Source organism: Chryseobacterium sp. R2ACT005 (assembly GCF_049949215.1).
In the GTDB taxonomy this organism is placed as follows: domain Bacteria; phylum Bacteroidota; class Bacteroidia; order Flavobacteriales; family Weeksellaceae; genus Chryseobacterium.
Map to the genome: position 1 here is coordinate 2,426,708 of NZ_CP188192.1, position 16,984 is coordinate 2,443,691.

At 36.2% G+C, this 16,984-nt stretch carries 18 protein-coding genes; 10 read left to right on the plus strand and 8 right to left on the minus strand.

Features of this window, described 5'->3' with window-relative positions; translation table 11 throughout:
* Positions 1-195: 195 nt before the first annotated feature.
* Positions 196-744, minus strand: a complete 549-nt coding sequence (locus tag ACPF63_RS11070; RefSeq protein WP_426483069.1) for a hypothetical protein — start codon at positions 742-744, stop codon at positions 196-198.
* A 291-nt stretch (positions 745-1,035) separates the two neighbouring features.
* Between ACPF63_RS11070 and ACPF63_RS11075 the strand changes: the two genes are divergently transcribed.
* On the plus strand, positions 1,036-1,254 hold the full coding sequence (locus ACPF63_RS11075) for a hypothetical protein (protein ID WP_077414311.1): 219 nt from the start codon (positions 1,036-1,038) through the stop codon (positions 1,252-1,254).
* Positions 1,255-1,397: 143 nt separating this feature from the next.
* Positions 1,398-1,940, plus strand: a complete 543-nt coding sequence (locus ACPF63_RS11080) for a hypothetical protein (protein WP_426483070.1) — start codon at positions 1,398-1,400, stop codon at positions 1,938-1,940.
* A gap of 44 nt (positions 1,941-1,984) precedes the next feature.
* Here ACPF63_RS11080 and ACPF63_RS11085 read toward each other — a convergent pair whose 3' ends face one another.
* Positions 1,985-2,425, minus strand: a complete 441-nt coding sequence (locus ACPF63_RS11085) for a lysozyme (protein ID WP_426483071.1) — start codon at positions 2,423-2,425, stop codon at positions 1,985-1,987.
* A gap of 528 nt (positions 2,426-2,953) precedes the next feature.
* Here ACPF63_RS11085 and ACPF63_RS11090 point away from each other — a divergent pair.
* The 5 genes from ACPF63_RS11090 (at position 2,954) to ACPF63_RS11110 (ending at position 9,242) form a co-directional block, all read left to right on the plus strand.
* Positions 2,954-3,307, plus strand: a complete 354-nt coding sequence (locus tag ACPF63_RS11090; protein WP_426483072.1) for a hypothetical protein — start codon at positions 2,954-2,956, stop codon at positions 3,305-3,307.
* Positions 3,308-3,441: 134 nt separating this feature from the next.
* Complete coding sequence (locus ACPF63_RS11095; protein ID WP_426483073.1) at positions 3,442-5,757, plus strand: TonB-dependent siderophore receptor; 2,316 nt, start codon at positions 3,442-3,444, stop codon at positions 5,755-5,757.
* A 3-nt stretch (positions 5,758-5,760) separates the two neighbouring features.
* Complete coding sequence (locus ACPF63_RS11100) at positions 5,761-7,206, plus strand: ABC transporter permease (protein ID WP_426483074.1); 1,446 nt, start codon at positions 5,761-5,763, stop codon at positions 7,204-7,206.
* Positions 7,207-8,553 (plus strand): DUF3526 domain-containing protein, encoded by a 1,347-nt coding sequence (locus ACPF63_RS11105; protein ID WP_426483075.1) that lies wholly within the window; start codon positions 7,207-7,209, stop codon positions 8,551-8,553.
* Entirely contained in the window at positions 8,547-9,242 is a 696-nt protein-coding gene (locus tag ACPF63_RS11110) for an ABC transporter ATP-binding protein (protein WP_219072598.1), read from the plus strand. The genes ACPF63_RS11105 and ACPF63_RS11110 overlap by 7 nt, the downstream gene beginning before the upstream one ends.
* A 70-nt stretch (positions 9,243-9,312) precedes the next feature.
* On the opposite strand, the gene ACPF63_RS11115 is transcribed toward ACPF63_RS11110, so the two are convergent.
* Positions 9,313-10,608 (minus strand): cryptochrome/photolyase family protein, encoded by a 1,296-nt coding sequence (locus ACPF63_RS11115; RefSeq protein ID WP_426483076.1) that lies wholly within the window; start codon positions 10,606-10,608, stop codon positions 9,313-9,315.
* Between the two features lie 191 nt (positions 10,609-10,799).
* On the opposite strand from ACPF63_RS11115, the gene ACPF63_RS11120 reads away from it, so the two are divergent.
* Positions 10,800-11,042 (plus strand): hypothetical protein, encoded by a 243-nt coding sequence (locus ACPF63_RS11120; RefSeq protein WP_149388642.1) that lies wholly within the window; start codon positions 10,800-10,802, stop codon positions 11,040-11,042.
* A gap of 111 nt (positions 11,043-11,153) precedes the next feature.
* Here ACPF63_RS11120 and ACPF63_RS11125 read toward each other — a convergent pair whose 3' ends face one another.
* The 3 genes from ACPF63_RS11125 to ACPF63_RS11135 all read right to left on the minus strand — a co-directional run bounded on the left by ACPF63_RS11125 (position 11,154) and on the right by ACPF63_RS11135 (position 13,361).
* Positions 11,154-11,918: a hypothetical protein gene (locus tag ACPF63_RS11125; protein ID WP_426483077.1), complete on the minus strand. Its 765-nt coding sequence runs from the start codon at positions 11,916-11,918 to the stop codon at positions 11,154-11,156.
* Positions 11,915-12,409 carry a MarR family winged helix-turn-helix transcriptional regulator gene (locus tag ACPF63_RS11130; RefSeq protein WP_426483078.1) on the minus strand — a complete coding sequence of 165 codons (495 nt, stop codon included), beginning with the start codon at positions 12,407-12,409 and terminating at the stop codon, positions 11,915-11,917. The genes ACPF63_RS11125 and ACPF63_RS11130 overlap by 4 nt, the downstream gene beginning before the upstream one ends.
* 103 nt (positions 12,410-12,512) lie before the next feature.
* Positions 12,513-13,361: a helix-turn-helix domain-containing protein gene (locus ACPF63_RS11135; RefSeq protein WP_426483079.1), complete on the minus strand. Its 849-nt coding sequence runs from the start codon at positions 13,359-13,361 to the stop codon at positions 12,513-12,515.
* Positions 13,362-13,432: 71 nt separating this feature from the next.
* Between ACPF63_RS11135 and ACPF63_RS11140 the strand changes: the two genes are divergently transcribed.
* Together ACPF63_RS11140 and ACPF63_RS11145 are read left to right on the plus strand one after the other, a co-directional pair.
* Positions 13,433-14,809: an MFS transporter gene (locus ACPF63_RS11140; RefSeq protein WP_426483080.1), complete on the plus strand. Its 1,377-nt coding sequence runs from the start codon at positions 13,433-13,435 to the stop codon at positions 14,807-14,809.
* A 36-nt stretch (positions 14,810-14,845) separates the two neighbouring features.
* On the plus strand, positions 14,846-15,235 hold the full coding sequence (locus ACPF63_RS11145; protein ID WP_426483081.1) for a hypothetical protein: 390 nt from the start codon (positions 14,846-14,848) through the stop codon (positions 15,233-15,235).
* 84 nt (positions 15,236-15,319) lie between these two features.
* On the opposite strand, the gene ACPF63_RS11150 is transcribed toward ACPF63_RS11145, so the two are convergent.
* Positions 15,320-15,970 carry an HD domain-containing protein gene (locus ACPF63_RS11150; RefSeq protein WP_426483082.1) on the minus strand — a complete coding sequence of 217 codons (651 nt, stop codon included), beginning with the start codon at positions 15,968-15,970 and terminating at the stop codon, positions 15,320-15,322.
* Between the two features lie 91 nt (positions 15,971-16,061).
* Positions 16,062-16,919 (minus strand): helix-turn-helix domain-containing protein, encoded by an 858-nt coding sequence (locus ACPF63_RS11155; protein ID WP_426483083.1) that lies wholly within the window; start codon positions 16,917-16,919, stop codon positions 16,062-16,064.
* Positions 16,920-16,984 lie beyond the last annotated feature (65 nt).

Here is a 16,984-nt window from a genome sequence, read left to right on the forward strand (position 1 = left end):
AATAGCTAAAAAGTTACACCTTTTTCTTTTAATTCAAGTATTCATCGTTCAACAATATCCTCTGTAAGTTCTTCATGAAATACATGATGCCATACGTAATGTAAAATAATTAAAAATTCCTTCGTCAACTAAGGGTGAAAAAAAATCCTCGGAGATCCGAGGATAAAAGTTAAATAAAACTTAAAATATTAATTTTTAATACGCATAAAACGCAACACCTTCATAGGTCCATCCATCGCCACCCCACCCAAGCTCACCTAGATTCTTCGTGTAAAAATGACCATTTTTTGAGGATCTGTAATATTTATAAACTGGAACTGCTCCATTTTGTGGACCTCCAGCATCATACCCTATCGCTTCTTTAAAAACATAACCAGTTGCTTCTAAAGAAGTTCTTTCATATTGATTGGTAGCTATAACACAATCTAAATTATTTGGATTAAAATAAACAGCTAAACCATACAAATTATTGGGAGCACTTGAAGTTTTAAATGCAACCCCCTCATAAGACCAATCATGCTGTCCAACGGGAGCATATGCAGAACCATACCAATGCTTCATCATTGAATTGCTGTAGTGTCTATAAACATAAATATCACCACTTAATTTAGCAAAAGGATCTTTCTCTTTTTTAGATTTTGAAGACGCAATTTTAACTTGATTTTCTGATTGTATTTCAGATTCGTCTCTTCCGCATGACAATAGGGTTAGTGCACACACAGATGCAAAAAATAATTGTTTCATAGTATTATTAGTTTTAAATTCGTTGCAATTATACAAAATAAACCCCATATATCATCAATTAGAGAATAATTATAGAAATATATTTATATTTAGGCTAATCAAATAAAAGCCTCTCGAATTATCTATTGCAAAAGTGTGAATTTCCAGGTAAATGATGTTTCCAATAAACTATTACATATTTAAAACATTCTGTGTTTTTCCGGAGAGACTGTAGTCATAACTCTACGGGAAACCGTAAGGCATGATTTTTAATTGTTTATATATTCGGGGCTTAACAAAAAAATAATAATTATGACAATCGATTTTACAGTTGAAACATGGAATAACCTAGATGGAATGTTTGCTATTCTAATCACAAAAAAGGAACCTGGCAAACACATGATTCAAGTTTTCAAAAAGGACCAAGATGAAAGTTATTACCCTATTGATATTAGCATAAAAGACAAAGGAGCAACTGTATTGTTGTCAATTAATAGAGACCCGTTTGAGGGATACGTTGTATTAAGATAAAAAGATCCCCACTGTTAAGTGGGGAATTTTTATTTTATAATTGTCCCCCATTAATAAATCAGCTATGATAACTATCACTTATATTTAATTGTTCTAAATAGTATTAATTATTAAGTTTGTAGTAGTTAAAAAAAGCTTATACCATGAAAATTAAAATTCCTTTTAAGGCTATTGCTTGTTCAATAGTTATAATGTCGTTTATGAATTCTTGTGAACAAGATAATACTGAAAACACTCAAGAAACTCGTTCAAAATCTCAAAATGAAGAACGTAAAGTTGAACCCGCTATTGTAAACGGCAAATCTGTTTTAAAGGTTACTTTTGGAAAAGAAGTAAAGTATGTAGACACTTATTTGATTAAAGAAACAAATATTATGCTTTCAAATTCAAATAATCAACTTACAGTTAAGAAATTAAATAATAGTACCTCAAATACATCTAAAAGCGTTCCCCAAATATATATTTTAAATGAAAATTATCTAGGCGATGGATATATGATATATGCTTGTAAAGGGGAAGTCTATAGCATGGAAGTTGTTGACGATAATGGCAAGTTATGGATCAAATCAGGACAAGTCTCTTATACAGCAACATCGATAGCTCTAGAGGGGCTTAGTAATCATGATATGGCATACTTTCAATGTTTAATGGATCATGACCTTAACGGGGTTATAATTGTTAATTAGAAATAATTGAATCAAAATTTTCCCCACCTTACAGTGGGGATTGTTTATTTTGTGAAGAACAAATCCGCCTCTGCCTTTCTTCTGCGGATGAGACCATTTAAAACTTTCCCACCTGCAGTAATATATCGTTTTGTAAACCAATCTTTAATTTCTGAATCTTCTGTCTTCTTATTAATAAGATAAAACAAAGTATCAGATCCTCCGGTGTTATAAGCATGAGAAACTAAAGCATCAAACTGATTCTGATTAAGTGCTATTTTCACTTTTGAGTTCACTATTTTTTCATAAGTTGGCAAAACTGCAGCGAATAATTCTGCTCCTTTTTCTTTTGTGATTGTCGGATCTTTCATGGTTACTTTCTTTCCTCCAGGATAGTAAGTGTTACCATACCCTATCGTCGGAATTCCTGCAGAATCCAGATAAGGCTTAGCGCTGAAGCCTTCAAATGATACAATCAGGTTGATTCCTTTTTGTGATGTTTTCATGTATTTAGTTTTATGTATTGCTCAGCAAAATTAAAATTGTAAATCCCAAAACAGTGAGGAAAAACACCTGTTTTTATCAAGTGTTATTATTATTTTCTTTTTAAGTACGTTTTCTTATTTACATGGTTCTCACTGAGAAACTCTTGTGCTTATGCGAACATCTGTGTTACCACTGACTTTAATAGCTTGTAAGGTGTCTCCGTTCTCAATGTTGGATGTTTGTTGAATTTGCTCAATCTCTGGATTTATTGAGGCTGTAACTTATAAACTTAATATAAAAACAAAAACCTCCCGAATCATCGGAAGGTTATACTGTAATTTGTCAGAAATATGAAATTTCGATGGGCCAAATATAACAAGTTGTTTCTCTCACAAAATATGATCTGGATCATACTGCTTCGGAAAATATTTCATGTGTTCAACGGAAAATAAAATCATTAGATTTGAAACTACAGTTTGAAAAATATCTGTTACTTTTTCTTGATCATCCCATTTTTATCAAATTAAATTGTACTTTTGTTTTCTATTATGCAAAAATTTCTCAGAGTCTTTTTTGTTTTCTCTTTACTTCTGATATTTGTTTCTAATATCAGCGGGGTAAACACATGTCTTGATCATGCTAAACACTCGAAAAGTAAAGTGATCTATAAAAAGGGTTCCAAAGAAGAGAAAATTCCTACCTTTTCACAGGACGACGAATGTCAGTGTGCGCTTCATATGCACATGAACAATGTTCTCCTTCCTGAAGCTTTGAACATGAATTTTGCCATCAATAGTACGAATGACAGCGAAATGCCTCAACCAAAAGCCATTTCATACCGTTGTCTTCTCGACTTCTTCAGCTCCCGGGCTCCCCCATCTTCATTTTTCGCGGTAGCTTAATCTATAATCCTGCCTTCATTTTTGTATACAGATTCTTGTAGTCTGTACTGTTATGCCGTGGATACCTGTGTTTTCACACAACTAAAGATATCCTTTTATTAATGGGCATTTTCACTGCCCGTACATCCCTATTCATGATTACCAGTAATTTTAATTATTCGGGAATAATTCATTGTATTTCCCCAAATTCTGCGAAACTTTTAAGTTTAAGTTTTGTTACCGCATCTTCATTTCTATATGCTCAGTCCCGTCCTGAAGATTCACTATCTACGGTGGTGCAAACGGTTGAAATCATCGGAAGAAAGTCTAAAGATTATACTTCCGACTACTCTTTTGCTGCCACTAAGATTGCTATGAAAAATAAAGATCTTCCTTTAACTCTTAATACCGCTACCAAGGAACTGATCACCGACCGCCAGGCCTTTCAGCTTGGAGATGTTATGAAAAATGTGAATGGAGTTTCTCCTTCCAGCTATTACAACCAATACAACATCCGTGGAATCAGTCAAAATGAAGAAGGACAGATTATCAATGGAATGCGGACAAGACAGTATTATTTTCTACAACCTATGACTTCCAATATCGAACGTGTAGAAATTTTCAAAGGTCCGGCAAGTATTACCATGTCCAGTGTGGATCCCGGAGGAACAATTAATATGGTTACCAAAAAACCGTTGTCAATTTCCCGTCACGAAATCAGTTCATCGGGAGGCAGTTTTGATACTTACCGTGTCACCACAGATCTTACAGGCCCTTTAAACCAGAGCAAAACTCTATTATACCGCTTTAACGGAGCTTACCAAAATGCGCAGTCGTTCAGGGATCATGTTAAAAACAGTGGTGTTTTAATTTCTCCTTCCATCACATTTGTTCCGAATGAAAAAACATCGGTGAATGTAGAAATGATTTTCAATGATCTTTATGGAAACCTGGACAGAGGGCAGCCTATTTTCGGTGCTGTTGCTGGAAAAACGGATTTGTACAGTACGCCAAGATCTTTGAATCTGGGAGCTCCCGATGATTTTTTTAAAACCAGGGAATTGATTCTGATGGGAAGTGTTGCCCATCATTTCAACCCATTTATCAGCTTCAATGCCTCTTATATGAAGCAATACTGGAGAGAAAACCTGCAGGAGCACCGAACCACCAATTCCTTTGCTCCTGACATGGATAACAAACCGGTTTCCAGCCTTGCGATGATGCAGTTTGTGCAAAGAAAACAAAACTGGGCAACAGACAATATTAATGCTTATTTTAATTTTAAATTCAAAACAGGTGCTGTTCAGCATCAGGCTTTAATAGGCTATGACAGCCAGATCTGGGAAAAAAGAAAAGGCGGGCAACAAAATGCCGCAAGAGGTTTTCTCTTAAAGAACGGCTCTGTAGCTTCTTCTTACAATCCTGCAAAGGCATCAGAGTATCAGACTGCCAATTATAATGGAACACTCATTCCTAAGCCTAATGTCACTCCATTTGATCTGAATCCGGGTGCAGAAAATTATCAGGGTAATGATTTTAATACACTGAATATTATAACTGCTCTGCCTTCTGCTCTTACCACTACACACGCTGCTTATATTCAGCATTTTTTCACATGGAAAAAGTTCAAAATCCTATCGGGAATACGTCAGGAATGGTTTCAGGACACCACCAATTTCAAAGAATCCAATGAGTCTTCATTCCGGAATAATAAACTTCTGTACAGATTCGGGATTACTTACAGTCTTACAGATAATATTAACCTTTATAGTACTTACCTTACCGGATTCCAGCCACAATCCAATACGGTGACATTAATGCCCAATACCTCAAGCCTTACAGGCAGCGAATCTGCAGCACGATTTAAACCTTTGACTTCAGATCTTAAAGAACTGGGAATTAAGGCACAGCTTTTCGGAAAAATCTCATTGAATCTTGCTGTGTATGAGATCAACCAGAGAAATATCTTAATCAATGCCAATAATCCATCGGAACCGGATGAACTAGTACAGAGAGGTGCCGACCGTAGTCGTGGATTTGAAGCTGATTTTTCCGGACATATTCTTCCTCAATGGCATATTTACGGAGGCTACAGCTATATTGATGCTAAAATATTGGACGATACTAATTCTGATCTTGTAGGGAAAAGGAAAGAAAACACTTCTAAAAATTCTGTCAATATCTGGACGCGCTACAATTTTTCAAATATTGAATTCATAAAAGATTTCGGAATTGGGGCAGGAATGCTTTATCAGAGCTCTAAAGTTCCGTGGTTCACAAGAAGTTTTGAACTTCCCGCCTATACTACCATAGACGCTGCATTGTACTACACTCCGGCAAAGTCTGTCCAGCTTTCTTTTAATCTGAATAATATTACCAACAAAGTCTATTGGATTGGGGCTCAGAATTATTTAAGGCTATTTCCGGGAACTCCAAGGAATTATTTACTAACTGCTACTTATAAATTTTAAAATATGGCTATTTCAAACTTACAACTGATGGTGAGAAAAACCTGGCAGGATTTGTTTAAAGGAAAACAAAATCTGCTCACCACTATTGCTGTACTCTTATTCTGTATGCTGAGTATTGGTATAGGATATACAAAATATACGGATTCCTTTTCAAAAATAAAAGAATACCGGGAAGAAGTCCGGGAAAGCTGGGAACACAGACCTGATAAGCATCCGCACCGTATGGCGCATTATGGTTATCTGGTTTTCAGAATCGGGCATCCTCTGAATATTTTTGACAATGGATTAGATGATTACCTTGGGAATGTCATATTTCTGGAGGCCCATAAACAGAATACAGCCAATCTTTCGGAGGCTGGAAGCTCAGGAACTTTAGTAAGATTCGGTGCTTTCAGCAGTGCTTTTATTCTGCAGAGTATTGTTCCGCTGATTATTCTTTTTTTAGGATTTGGATTAATTGTTCAGGAACGAGAGAGTGCCACCTTAAAAATCATTAGTGTACAGGGAACTTCCGGAAGGGATATTATCTGGGGCAAAATTCTGGGACTCTGGTTATTTTCTCTATGCTTTCTGATTCCGGTGATTCCTATTGTTTTCCTTGCAGCGTTCATGTCCGAGACAACAGATTCGGCTGATATTTTATTACGCCTGCTTTTCCTGTTGCCTGCTTATATGATCTATTACTTTTTTATAAGCACTTTAACTGTTGTAGTTTCTGCAAACAGCAAAAGTACTTCTTCAGCATCGATCAGTCTTATAGGCTTCTGGCTTCTTTTCATTATTGTTTTACCAAAAGGTGTTCAGTTTGCAGCACAGAATTTATATCCGGCACCTTCCCGTATTGCTTTTGAAACAACCCTGGAAAAGGATATTTTAAAGTCTGGAGACAGCCACAACCCTGACGATCCTTATTTCAAAAAGATCAAAGATTCTCTACTGACAAAGTATAAAGTGAAAACAACAAATGAGCTTCCTTTCAACTATGGAGGATTTGTTATGAAAGAAGGGGAAAAAATAAGTTCACAGATTTATATCAGACACCAAAAAGAATTGCAAACCATTTACAACAGGCAACAAAATCTGACCGATTTTTCAGGGTTGATCAATCCGGCCATTGCCATTAAAAACTTTTCAATGATTGCAACAGGCACAGATTTCTTCTCTTATACTCAATTTCAAAAGCAGGCTGAAGAATACCGCTATCAGATGGCTCAGCATTTAAATGATTTACAAATTGAGCATATCAGCAATATAAAACCGGAAAACGGTGGACCACCTGCTGTGATTGATAAAGACAACTGGGAGAAGTTTCCGGATTTTAAATACAGGTATACTTCTGTTCTGTACAGTCTGAAAAAACAGCCAATACCTGCTGTCTCATTAGTTCTATGGATGGTTATCTGTGTCATCGCTATCGAAATAAGTGGAAGAAAATTAAAATTAATCTAAATGAATCGTTATTTATATACCCAATTTTACCGTAACAAAGCGTATATCATTGCTCTTTTGTTTTTACTTATAGCCGGAATTATGGCTATTTATACAGGGAAAAAATTTCTTGACAGGAACGGAGATATCATTTCTAAGAGTGAAGTATTTCAGGAGGAAAGTATTCAAAGGAATATAAAATTTCATAAGGATGATCTGGGGCTGGTTCTTTATTATATTAAATTCAATCTGGTGAATGAAACACCCAGGCTTGCTGCTTTAAATATCGGAATGCGGGATTTAAATCCCTCTATCCAGGGCGTAACCATTCGAAATCTTGAGGAACAGCGTTACAATTCTGATTTTTATAATCCTGCCAATGCAGCAGTTGGAAATTTTGACTTCAGTTTTGTCATTGTTTTCCTTTTTCCACTGGTCATTGTCGCGTTTTGTTATAATCTGATTTCTGAGGAAGAAGAAAGAGGAACCTGGAAATTGCTTTCAGTACAGAGTGGCAATTTACAAAAGCTTCTGGATCAGAAGATGTTTATACGTTTTTTGGCAGTGACAGCTGTATATTTTGTGCTAATAATCATTGCTTCGGTCTGGATAAGAATACCGTTAAACTCTTATTACACTGCCTTTCTTATTAGTGGATTCCTTTATATTCTGTTTTGGTTTGCCTTATGCAGATGGATTGTTTCTTTCCGTAAATCATCGCCTCAGAATGCGTTAATTCTTCTTATCATTTGGGTGGGCATCAATTTTATTATTCCCATGAGTAGTAATATTCTGATCCAAAAAGTATATCCGGTTCATGAATCTCTTAAAGCAGTGATGGAACAGAGAGAAGGCTACCACAACAAATGGGATGAAGCTAAACGCCCCACTATGGAAAAATTTCACAAGGCATACCCTCAGTACAGAAATTTCACTGTGGAAGAAAATGATTCATTCACCTGGACCTGGTATTATGCCATGCAGCATATGGGAGATATTGAATCTGCGAAGTCTTCAGAACATTATACTGAAAAGATGCAAAAACGGAATCAGGCGGCAACTTATTTAGGCTACCTCCTTCCGAATCTTCATACTCAGCTCGTAGAAAGCCGTCTGGCAAAAACGGATATGCAGAATCATTTGCATTATGCTTCATCACTAAAAGAATTCCATGAGAAAAAACGCTTATTCTTCTACCCTTTTATTTTCTCCGGAAAAACGGCAGAATCTATCAACTGGAAAGAACAAATCATACAAGTGTTCAAATTCTCTGCCCCTATAAAATGGATACAGCTTGTACTGCCATACCTCATCTTCATTGCATTATTTATTATCCTTTCACAAAACAAATACCGAAAACTATGTTAAAAACAATCAACTTACATAAAAAATACAACGATTTTACGGCACTTCACGCTCTTAATCTGGAAGTAAAAAAAGGGGAAATATTTGCGCTACTCGGGCAAAACGGAGCTGGTAAGAGTACAACAATTAATATTCTTCTGGGACTTATCAAAGCCACTTCGGGAGATGCTTTCATCAATGATATTTCGGTAAAGGATCATCCTCAAAAAATAAAAAAACACCTGGCTTATATTCCTGAAACAGTGCTTTTGTATCCTCAGCTCACCGGATTGGAGAATCTAGATTTTTTCTCCAAAATCGCAGGATTTAATTATCAGAAAGAAGAACTATCTGCCCTGCTTCAGCGCACAGGATTGCAAGAAACAGCCCATCAAAAAACACTCGGAGGGTATTCCAAAGGGATGCGCCAAAAAGTAGGAATAGCCATTGCTCTGGCTAAAGATGCAAAAGTACTTCTTCTGGATGAACCCACCAGCGGACTGGACCCGATAGCTACGGCAGAATTTACAGAGATTGTTCGCCAGCTGGGTAAAGAAGGCAGAACGATTTTAATGGCCACTCATGATATTTTCAATGCAGTAAGTGTGGCCACGAATATCGGTATTATGAAACAGGGAGAACTTGTACAGAATTTACCTTCCAAAGCTTTTACAGCACAGGAATTACAGGAGCTGTACCTGAAAACGATTTAATTTTCATATTAAATATTTGGTTGATGCCCGGTGACTTTTTGTTGCCGGGCATTTTGTTGATATCCGTTATTTATGCCAACGCTTTTTTGTATTCTGTTAAAGCTCTTTCACGGGCAAAAGTATGTTCTACTATTGGAGAAGGATAAGCTGAAGTATTCCATTCAGGAAGCCATTTCTTGATATAAAACAGATCTTTGTCAAATTTTTCAATCTGAGCTGTGGGATTAAAAACCCTGAAATAAGGAGCTGCATCGCAACCACTACCTGCTGCCCATTGCCAGTTTCCATTGTTTGCAGACAGATCATAATCATTCAGTTTTGAGGCAAAATAGGCTTCACCCCATCGCCAGTCGATCAGTAAATGCTTACATAAGAAACTTGCCACAATCATTCTTACACGATTATGCATATAGCCTGTCTGATTAAGCTGTCTCATTCCGGCATCTACAATGGGATATCCTGTAGTTCCTTCACACCAGTGTTTAAATTCATCTTCATTATTCCGCCAGTTGATATTATCATACTGTTTTTTGAAGGATTGATGCACCACCTGTGGAAAATGATACAGAATCTGCATAAAAAACTCACGCCAGATCAATTCTGAAAGCCATGTTGAATTATGATCCAATGCAAAGGCCACACATTTCCTGATGCTGATCGTTCCAAAGCGCAAAGCTATTCCTAATTGTGTGGTACGTTGTAATGCCGGATAATCACGGTATTTATCATAATTATCAATAATGGAAGCATCCAGAATCGGTTTTGTAAAATCAATTTCCGTTTTTTTGAACCCTATTTCCTTTAAAGTAAGAATATCAGAATGTTCCTGTGGAAAAAGATTTTTAAAATTTAATTCTACAGATTTATAATGTTCCAGAGTTAATGCTTCATGCCATTTCTTTGCAAAAGGGGTATAAACAGTATAAGGAGAGCCGTCTTTTTTAATAATCTGATCTTTATCAAAAATGACCTGATCTTTATAAGCTTTAAAAGGAATATTCTTTTCTGTGAAAAAATAATAGACTTCTTTATCTCTCTCAATCGCCTGAGGTTCATAATCCCGATTGCAGAAAACACCCTGAATATCATACTCTTCTGATAATTCCCTGAAGCTCTCTATGGGTTTACCATAATATGTATTGATTTTGGAATTATGCTTTTCCAATGAAATATTGATATCCGTCAAAGCCTGATGGATATAATCAACCCTTCGGTCTTCTTTATCTTCCAGCTTTTCAAGAATATCAGTATCAAATATAAAAATGGGTATTACCGGATCTTCAGATTGGAGTGCGTGAAAAAGACCTATATTATCTTCCAGTCTTAAATCACGTCTGAACCAGAAAAGGGTAACTTTATGTTTCATGTAATTCAAACTACTTTATCATTCTATCGTTATAATACATTTCATAACTAAGGATAAAGATACAGATTTTAGTGCATAAATATTTTTAACAATTCGTATTACTTGGCTTTATCATTACAATTTGTATAATGATATGAATTAAAATTTTCCGACATTTGTCCGGAATTTAGTATGAATAGAAACTTACAGTAATGGAAGAATTTGAAGTACCGGTAACCTATAAGGGTAAAGAACTGCTTTTCAACGGAAAGCTTGCCACATTCTCACACGGCTATAAATTGTATGTAGATGTTGATGGCACTGAAGTTATCATTGAACGTGATGATCATGGTGACTTAAGAGCACTTTTACCAGATTTAGCTGCGGAAAACACGATTGACAAAGGACTTATTGAAGCTATTATTGAGGTTTTCAGAGAACTTCAGGTTTTATAATTTATTTTCTGAAAGTTTAGGATATTAAAAAGAGGCTGTCTAAAAGTCAAATTAGTTGACTTTTGTCATTCTGACGAAGGAAGAATCTCATTAATAATCCAGTAATTTGCTTTATTCGAAGACTACATAGTTCACTTTATCTACTCCCGTATTTCCGGTTTTCTCATGATAAGCATACAATACGAGTTCATAGTTTCCCGGAGAACTGATGAGGTGATTTCCTTCAAAAAGATTGGTCGAAACCAATGACATGTCTATATTCTTCACAAATTTTCCGTCTTTTTTCAGAATTCCTTTCACTTCAATTTCATCAGAATTCCATACACCTCCTTTGTCTATGACACATCCGCACATCATAACAATATTGGCCTGAAAAAGGAAAGGTTTATCTTTAATGCTGTTCAATGCAATATATTGATGAGTTCTTGGCTTCAGAATATCAATGATGTATCCCGGAATTTCAAGGATAATTCCGTCTCCTAAAATATGTTTTCCAGGAATCAGCCACAATTCTGTGCTTACCACCGCCTGGGCCTGTTTGCTGTTCAAAGGAGAAATCACTTCTATATTCACAAATGTAGGTTCATCAATATCCACAGCCGCCATAAAACCTCCGGTCTGCGCATCTGCAATGGAATTTCCTCTGATTTTAGTCGTTTTCATAATCAGATCTGTATTTCCGGTACTTCCCGTAGTATTTCCTTCTGCCAGAATTCTTTGATTAAGTTTGTTTCTGATGATAATATGAGCTCCACCCAATGAAGTTCCTATAAATTTGGCATCTCTTGCTTTCGCTCTTATCATGATTTTTGTTTCCGTTGCCGAAATCATAAGATTGGAAAAAAGAAATGCAGTGATGAGAATTAATGCTTTCATGATTTGATTGATTTTAAATATTCCTGTTTAAACCTGTGATGGAAAGATTCATCTTTTAATTGCTGATCAATATGATCCAGATACGTGAAAATCGTCAGATCTTCTGATAGTACTTTCAAAATTGCTTTTTCACAGCTGTCCCAGATCTTCTCAAGCTGGGGAAGCATTTCAATGGCTTTTGGAGACAACGAAATGATCTGCTTCCGTTTATCTACACTGTCTTTTTTGATGTTGAGATAACCGTTTTCATTCATTTTTTTAACAATAACTACAACAGATGGGTGCGAATAGCCCAGCGGTTCAGCAATATCGGTAATTGAAATTTCCCCTTTCTTTTTCAGCAGCATAAAGACCAGATACCAATTAGGTTCAACATCAATTCCAAATTCTTTATAAAATTTCCGGACATCATGAGACATCCTGTCGCTGATTCTTTTCAGTCTGCTGTCCAAAGCTTTATATCCTAATTCTTTAATAAAGTCAAAATCCATCTGAAATATATTTGTGGTAAATATATAAAATATAAAGTTAACTATATAGTTAACTTTATATTTTTTTTTAAACAGAATTAAAACTCTTTAATAAAAAAAGGTTTTATTTGAAGGTTTTCCTATATTCACCCGGCGTTACTCCCCTATATTTTTTGAAGAGTTTGGAAAGATGGCTTTCATCACTGAACTGAAGTTCATAAGCAATTTCACTTAGTCGTGCACTGCTGTATTTTAGATACGTTTCTACCAATTTCAGTCTATAGTCCAGCAGATAATCCTGATAAGAAACTCCTGTCTGCTGTTTAAAATACTCTCCGAAATAATTTCCGGAAATCCCAAAATGTTCAGCAATAACCTGAATTCCGGTTTTCTCACGGTCCTTTATATGCTGTTGAATATAAGTGATGATCTTCATGATCGAAAAAGCTTTGCGGTTTTCCTGAAGGTCAGAGGTTTCACTCTGAATGATATTCCGGGCAATCAGATTCAGAAGGATTGACATACAGTTGCGGATAATAAGGTAATCTTCTGCTTTGTTTTTGAACTCATTAGCGATCTGAAGAATAAGGGTTTTGGCAAACTGCTCATCATTTTTATTCCTGAAGATACAACCAGCCCTTGCATGATAATTATGGCTGATATATTGCAGCTTATGCAAATTCTCACAGCTTTCAATACGGTCTGCTTCCAGCCGGATTTTATCAATAAATTCAGCCGGACATTGAATGCTGATAAGCTGAGCCATTTCACTCTTAAAGCGATACTCTTCCTGCTGAGGAATAATAAAAAGCTTACCCTGAGAAAAATTAATACTGCGATCATCATACACGAGTGTACCTTCCCCTTTGACAACATAAACGAATGTGAGAAAAGTCTTTGTTTTAAACACAATCTCTTCTTCTTTCAGTTTTATTTCTCTTACATCAATCTCTTCAAGCGGCAGTCCTTTCATTATACACTGTATTTTCCTCCAAAAGTACAATTTTAGCAGAACATAAAGCGGGTATTTTTGCATAAAAAAGTATGAACACATATCCGAAACGGTGGCGGGCACTCAATTTTCTGATCGCAGGTGCTTTTCTCTCACCTCTGGATTATTTTATTGTCAATATGGCTTTGCCTTCTATCAAAAAAGCATTCAGTGCCAGCGATCATCAGCTTCAGATGGTTATTGCCATTTATGGACTTACTTATGCAGCGCTTGTTGTTTGCGGCGGACGGCTGGGTGATATTTACGGCCGTAAAAAGGTATTTATATCAGGATTATATACTTTCCTGTTTTCATCCCTCGCCTGCGCTTTTTCTCCTAATGTTATGTGGTTGATTATTTTCCGGCTGTTTCAAGGCGTTGGCGCATCACTGCTCGCCCCTCAGGTATTAGCTTCTATAAAGGATCTCTTCAGCAGTCAGGAGCAGCCTAAAGCAATAAGTCTTTTCAGTTCGGTATTTGGGCTTGCTTCAGTGGCCGGACAATTGCTTGGCGGCGTTCTTCTAAGTATGCATTGGGGAAATTTTTCCTGGGAAATGGTTTTTCTTGTAAATGTTCCTATTACGGTTATCTGTATTCTGGGAATCCATTTTACTATGAATGAGGATAATAAGAAAGAACAGACAGGTATTGATTTTACAGGAGCTTTATTATTAATTCTGGCTTTGCTTATGCTTATCTGTCCTCTTATTTTCGGACAAAAATTTGAATGGCCATGGTGGATCTTCGGGATTCTTCTTGGAGGAATTTTATTACTTATTTTATTTTTAAAATATGAGAAGAAACAACTTCAAAAAAGCCGTCCGGTACTCATAGATCCGGCACTGCTGCACCATAAACCTTTTGCATTAAGTCTTCTGATCATCTTCTTTTACAATTTCACGGCAGGTTTATTCATTTGTTATCCTTATTATTTGCAGCAGTTTCTCCATCAGAATTCATTGCAGACAGGGTTGGCTATCGTTCCTTATGGACTTGCCTTTTTCCTAGGGCCTTTGATTACCACGCGGATAAAACTGAGCGCTTCTAAAATGATCTACGTAGGATTGGGATTGTTGATGACAGGCTTTGTGATAAGTGCAGTAACTTTTTATTTTCAGCAAAAACCATCTTTACTCACTCATATCACTTTGTTTATAGCTGGATTCGGGCATGGTACTATTATGCCTGTTATGATGCGTACAGCTATTTCTTTAGTTTCTAAAGATAAAGCAGGACAGGCTTCCGGTTTGATAAGTATCGGCATTCAGATTGGCAGTGTGACCGGTGGAGCTGTTATTGGGACTTTATTTTTTAATCTGACACCTATTCTGGGGTTCACAAAAGCATTTGTTGTAGCGGTAGGAATGATCGGTCTTTTTCAACTTATTGGAATATGGGCAGGAAGCAGGTTGAGAAAGATCATTGATTAAAAGACATTTAAATAATAAAAATATTATATTTAAAATATGAGCAATACAGAAAAAATTATTTGGGAAATAGAAGAATTTCACAGGAATATTGAAAAATGGTTTCAGGGTAAAACAGAAAATCAGGAAAGTCTTTATAACGAATTATTATCTGGATTTTCCCCAGATTTCAAGATGATTAATGGAAATGGAGATACTGTTACTCTGTCTATGTTTGGAGACTGGCTTCCTACCGTATTTGGAAAGTTTCCGGAACGAAATATTCAGGTTGAAAATATAGTAGTACATGATTCTGAGCATCATGGTCTTGCTACTTATATTGAAACACAGGTTACGGGAGATATCACTACTAAAAGAACATCATCAGCCGTTTTTCTACTGAATGAAGAAAAGGCAATATGGCTTCATCTTGTTGAAAACTGGATATAAATCTTCACATTTTTTGAACAGTCAACAGCCCTGTACATCCTTAGATGATCAGGGCTGTTTAGCTTAATGGTAAATTTCTTTCACTTATTCAGACCATGGAGAATGTAAAATACAGTCGCAGAAGTTTTTTCTTTGGAAATTGGGGATCATAAAAGCACAGACATCGGCTTTTATATTTCCAAAAGTGGTTTCTGTTTTATGCTCAAAACCACCGAAAAAGGTAGGAATAATCTTCTTTTTAAAGTCATTTCTCGGAAAAGCTTTGATAATTTTCTCCCGATGTTCTGTACTCAGGTTTTCATATCCTTCTCCCATCACATCCAATCCAACTCCTGAATACATTAAAGCGACCTCATTTTCCTTATGTTCTGCAATTCCAATGGTGGTATGAAGCGCAATGGTATCCCAAACCAGCTGAAGTTTATCCTGAGCAATCCCATGACCTTTCAAAAAATCTCGTGCTGCATTGGCTCCATCTACCTCAAACCTCAGATCCGGGCTGCTGTAATGAGAAACAAGTCCCAGATCATGAAATACGGATGCAACGTATAACAGCTCCGAATCATGAGCTTTGTTGTCACGCTTTGCATTTAATGATGAAAATAGGAAAACACGCAGAGAGTGATTGTAAATAAATTCTGTTCCGTGTTCCAATAGAAGTTCTGTGGCTTCAGTTGCAATTTTACTGTCCGGAATGATGATTCCCGCGACTTCTTTCATACGATTTACTGACATAGCTTTATGTAATTTTATCCAAAGATATCCTGATTACAAATGCCTGGAAATATCAATAAATACCAATAACATGTCAAAATTTCAAGCTGTTTTACACTCCAATATAAATGAAATTACTACGATAGTTTGCCGGAGATATTTCCGTATTTTTTTTGAAAAAGTGACTGAACTGTTCTGAGGTCCCGAAATGAAGCTGATATGCAATCTCTTTTACAGTATAAGAACTGAACTGAAGAAGTCTTCTGGCTTCTGCGATAATCTGCCCGTTGATGATCTCTTTTGCGCTTTTATTACTGCACCGCTTACACAGCTCACTCAATCTCCGTGGAGTAATATTCAATATCTCCGAATAGTCATTTACCGCATGCAGACTATGATACTGGCTGCTCAGCAGCTCCATAAATTTGCGGTAGATAATATAATCCTGACTGTTAAAAGTTTCTTCTTTTACAATTTTTATATTGGCTAATTTGATCATGATGATCTTTAAATAGGCAGCTAGTACATCCATCTGATTGGTGTAAGACTCAGTTTTGTATTCTTCCAGTAAGATTTTAAACAAACTTAAGAATTCGTCTCTTTCAGTCTGATCCGGTAATAGCTGTTGATTCGCAGCGGCATTATTAAACAAAACAGCTTTACAATTACTGGCACTGGAAGGCACTCTTTCCCAAAAACAGTCTCCAAAGAAAAGATGATAGCCAAAAACATCAGAATGATTCTCAAATTTACAGATCTGGCCTTTAGACAGTAAAAAGATTTCATTACCTGCGATATCAAAAGACTGTTCATCTACGGTCAGCACCCCTCTACCGCTCTCAACCATTAGAATATGATGATAATTGAGTCTTACGAATCTTCCGGAATAAGGAACATCATCCTCCAGCCGCTTTACGGAAAAAGAATGATCAATAACAGATTCAGTTAAAATTCCTGAGACCGGTTTCATCGAGATAAATTTTAATAAAGATAAAGAGTTTTTAGAAACAGTATTTTTGAAATGCAAGATTAGCC

Excerpts from the sequence above, each read along its gene's own strand:
- ACPF63_RS11070 (WP_426483069.1), bottom strand. The coding sequence starts at position 744 with ATGAAACAATTATTTTTTGCATCTGTGTGTGCACTAACCCTATTGTCA.
- ACPF63_RS11075 (WP_077414311.1), top strand. The coding sequence starts at position 1,036 with ATGACAATCGATTTTACAGTTGAAACATGGAATAACCTAGATGGAATG.
- ACPF63_RS11080 (WP_426483070.1), top strand. The coding sequence starts at position 1,398 with ATGAAAATTAAAATTCCTTTTAAGGCTATTGCTTGTTCAATAGTTATA.
- ACPF63_RS11085 (WP_426483071.1), bottom strand. The coding sequence starts at position 2,425 with ATGAAAACATCACAAAAAGGAATCAACCTGATTGTATCATTTGAAGGC.
- ACPF63_RS11090 (WP_426483072.1), top strand. The coding sequence starts at position 2,954 with ATGCAAAAATTTCTCAGAGTCTTTTTTGTTTTCTCTTTACTTCTGATA.
- ACPF63_RS11095 (WP_426483073.1), top strand. The coding sequence starts at position 3,442 with ATGATTACCAGTAATTTTAATTATTCGGGAATAATTCATTGTATTTCC.
- ACPF63_RS11100 (WP_426483074.1), top strand. The coding sequence starts at position 5,761 with ATGGCTATTTCAAACTTACAACTGATGGTGAGAAAAACCTGGCAGGAT.
- ACPF63_RS11105 (WP_426483075.1), top strand. The coding sequence starts at position 7,207 with ATGAATCGTTATTTATATACCCAATTTTACCGTAACAAAGCGTATATC.
- ACPF63_RS11110 (WP_219072598.1), top strand. The coding sequence starts at position 8,547 with ATGTTAAAAACAATCAACTTACATAAAAAATACAACGATTTTACGGCA.
- ACPF63_RS11115 (WP_426483076.1), bottom strand. The coding sequence starts at position 10,608 with ATGAAACATAAAGTTACCCTTTTCTGGTTCAGACGTGATTTAAGACTG.
- ACPF63_RS11120 (WP_149388642.1), top strand. The coding sequence starts at position 10,800 with ATGGAAGAATTTGAAGTACCGGTAACCTATAAGGGTAAAGAACTGCTT.
- ACPF63_RS11125 (WP_426483077.1), bottom strand. The coding sequence starts at position 11,918 with ATGAAAGCATTAATTCTCATCACTGCATTTCTTTTTTCCAATCTTATG.
- ACPF63_RS11130 (WP_426483078.1), bottom strand. The coding sequence starts at position 12,409 with ATGGATTTTGACTTTATTAAAGAATTAGGATATAAAGCTTTGGACAGC.
- ACPF63_RS11135 (WP_426483079.1), bottom strand. The coding sequence starts at position 13,361 with ATGAAAGGACTGCCGCTTGAAGAGATTGATGTAAGAGAAATAAAACTG.
- ACPF63_RS11140 (WP_426483080.1), top strand. The coding sequence starts at position 13,433 with ATGAACACATATCCGAAACGGTGGCGGGCACTCAATTTTCTGATCGCA.
- ACPF63_RS11145 (WP_426483081.1), top strand. The coding sequence starts at position 14,846 with ATGAGCAATACAGAAAAAATTATTTGGGAAATAGAAGAATTTCACAGG.
- ACPF63_RS11150 (WP_426483082.1), bottom strand. The coding sequence starts at position 15,970 with ATGTCAGTAAATCGTATGAAAGAAGTCGCGGGAATCATCATTCCGGAC.
- ACPF63_RS11155 (WP_426483083.1), bottom strand. The coding sequence starts at position 16,919 with ATGAAACCGGTCTCAGGAATTTTAACTGAATCTGTTATTGATCATTCT.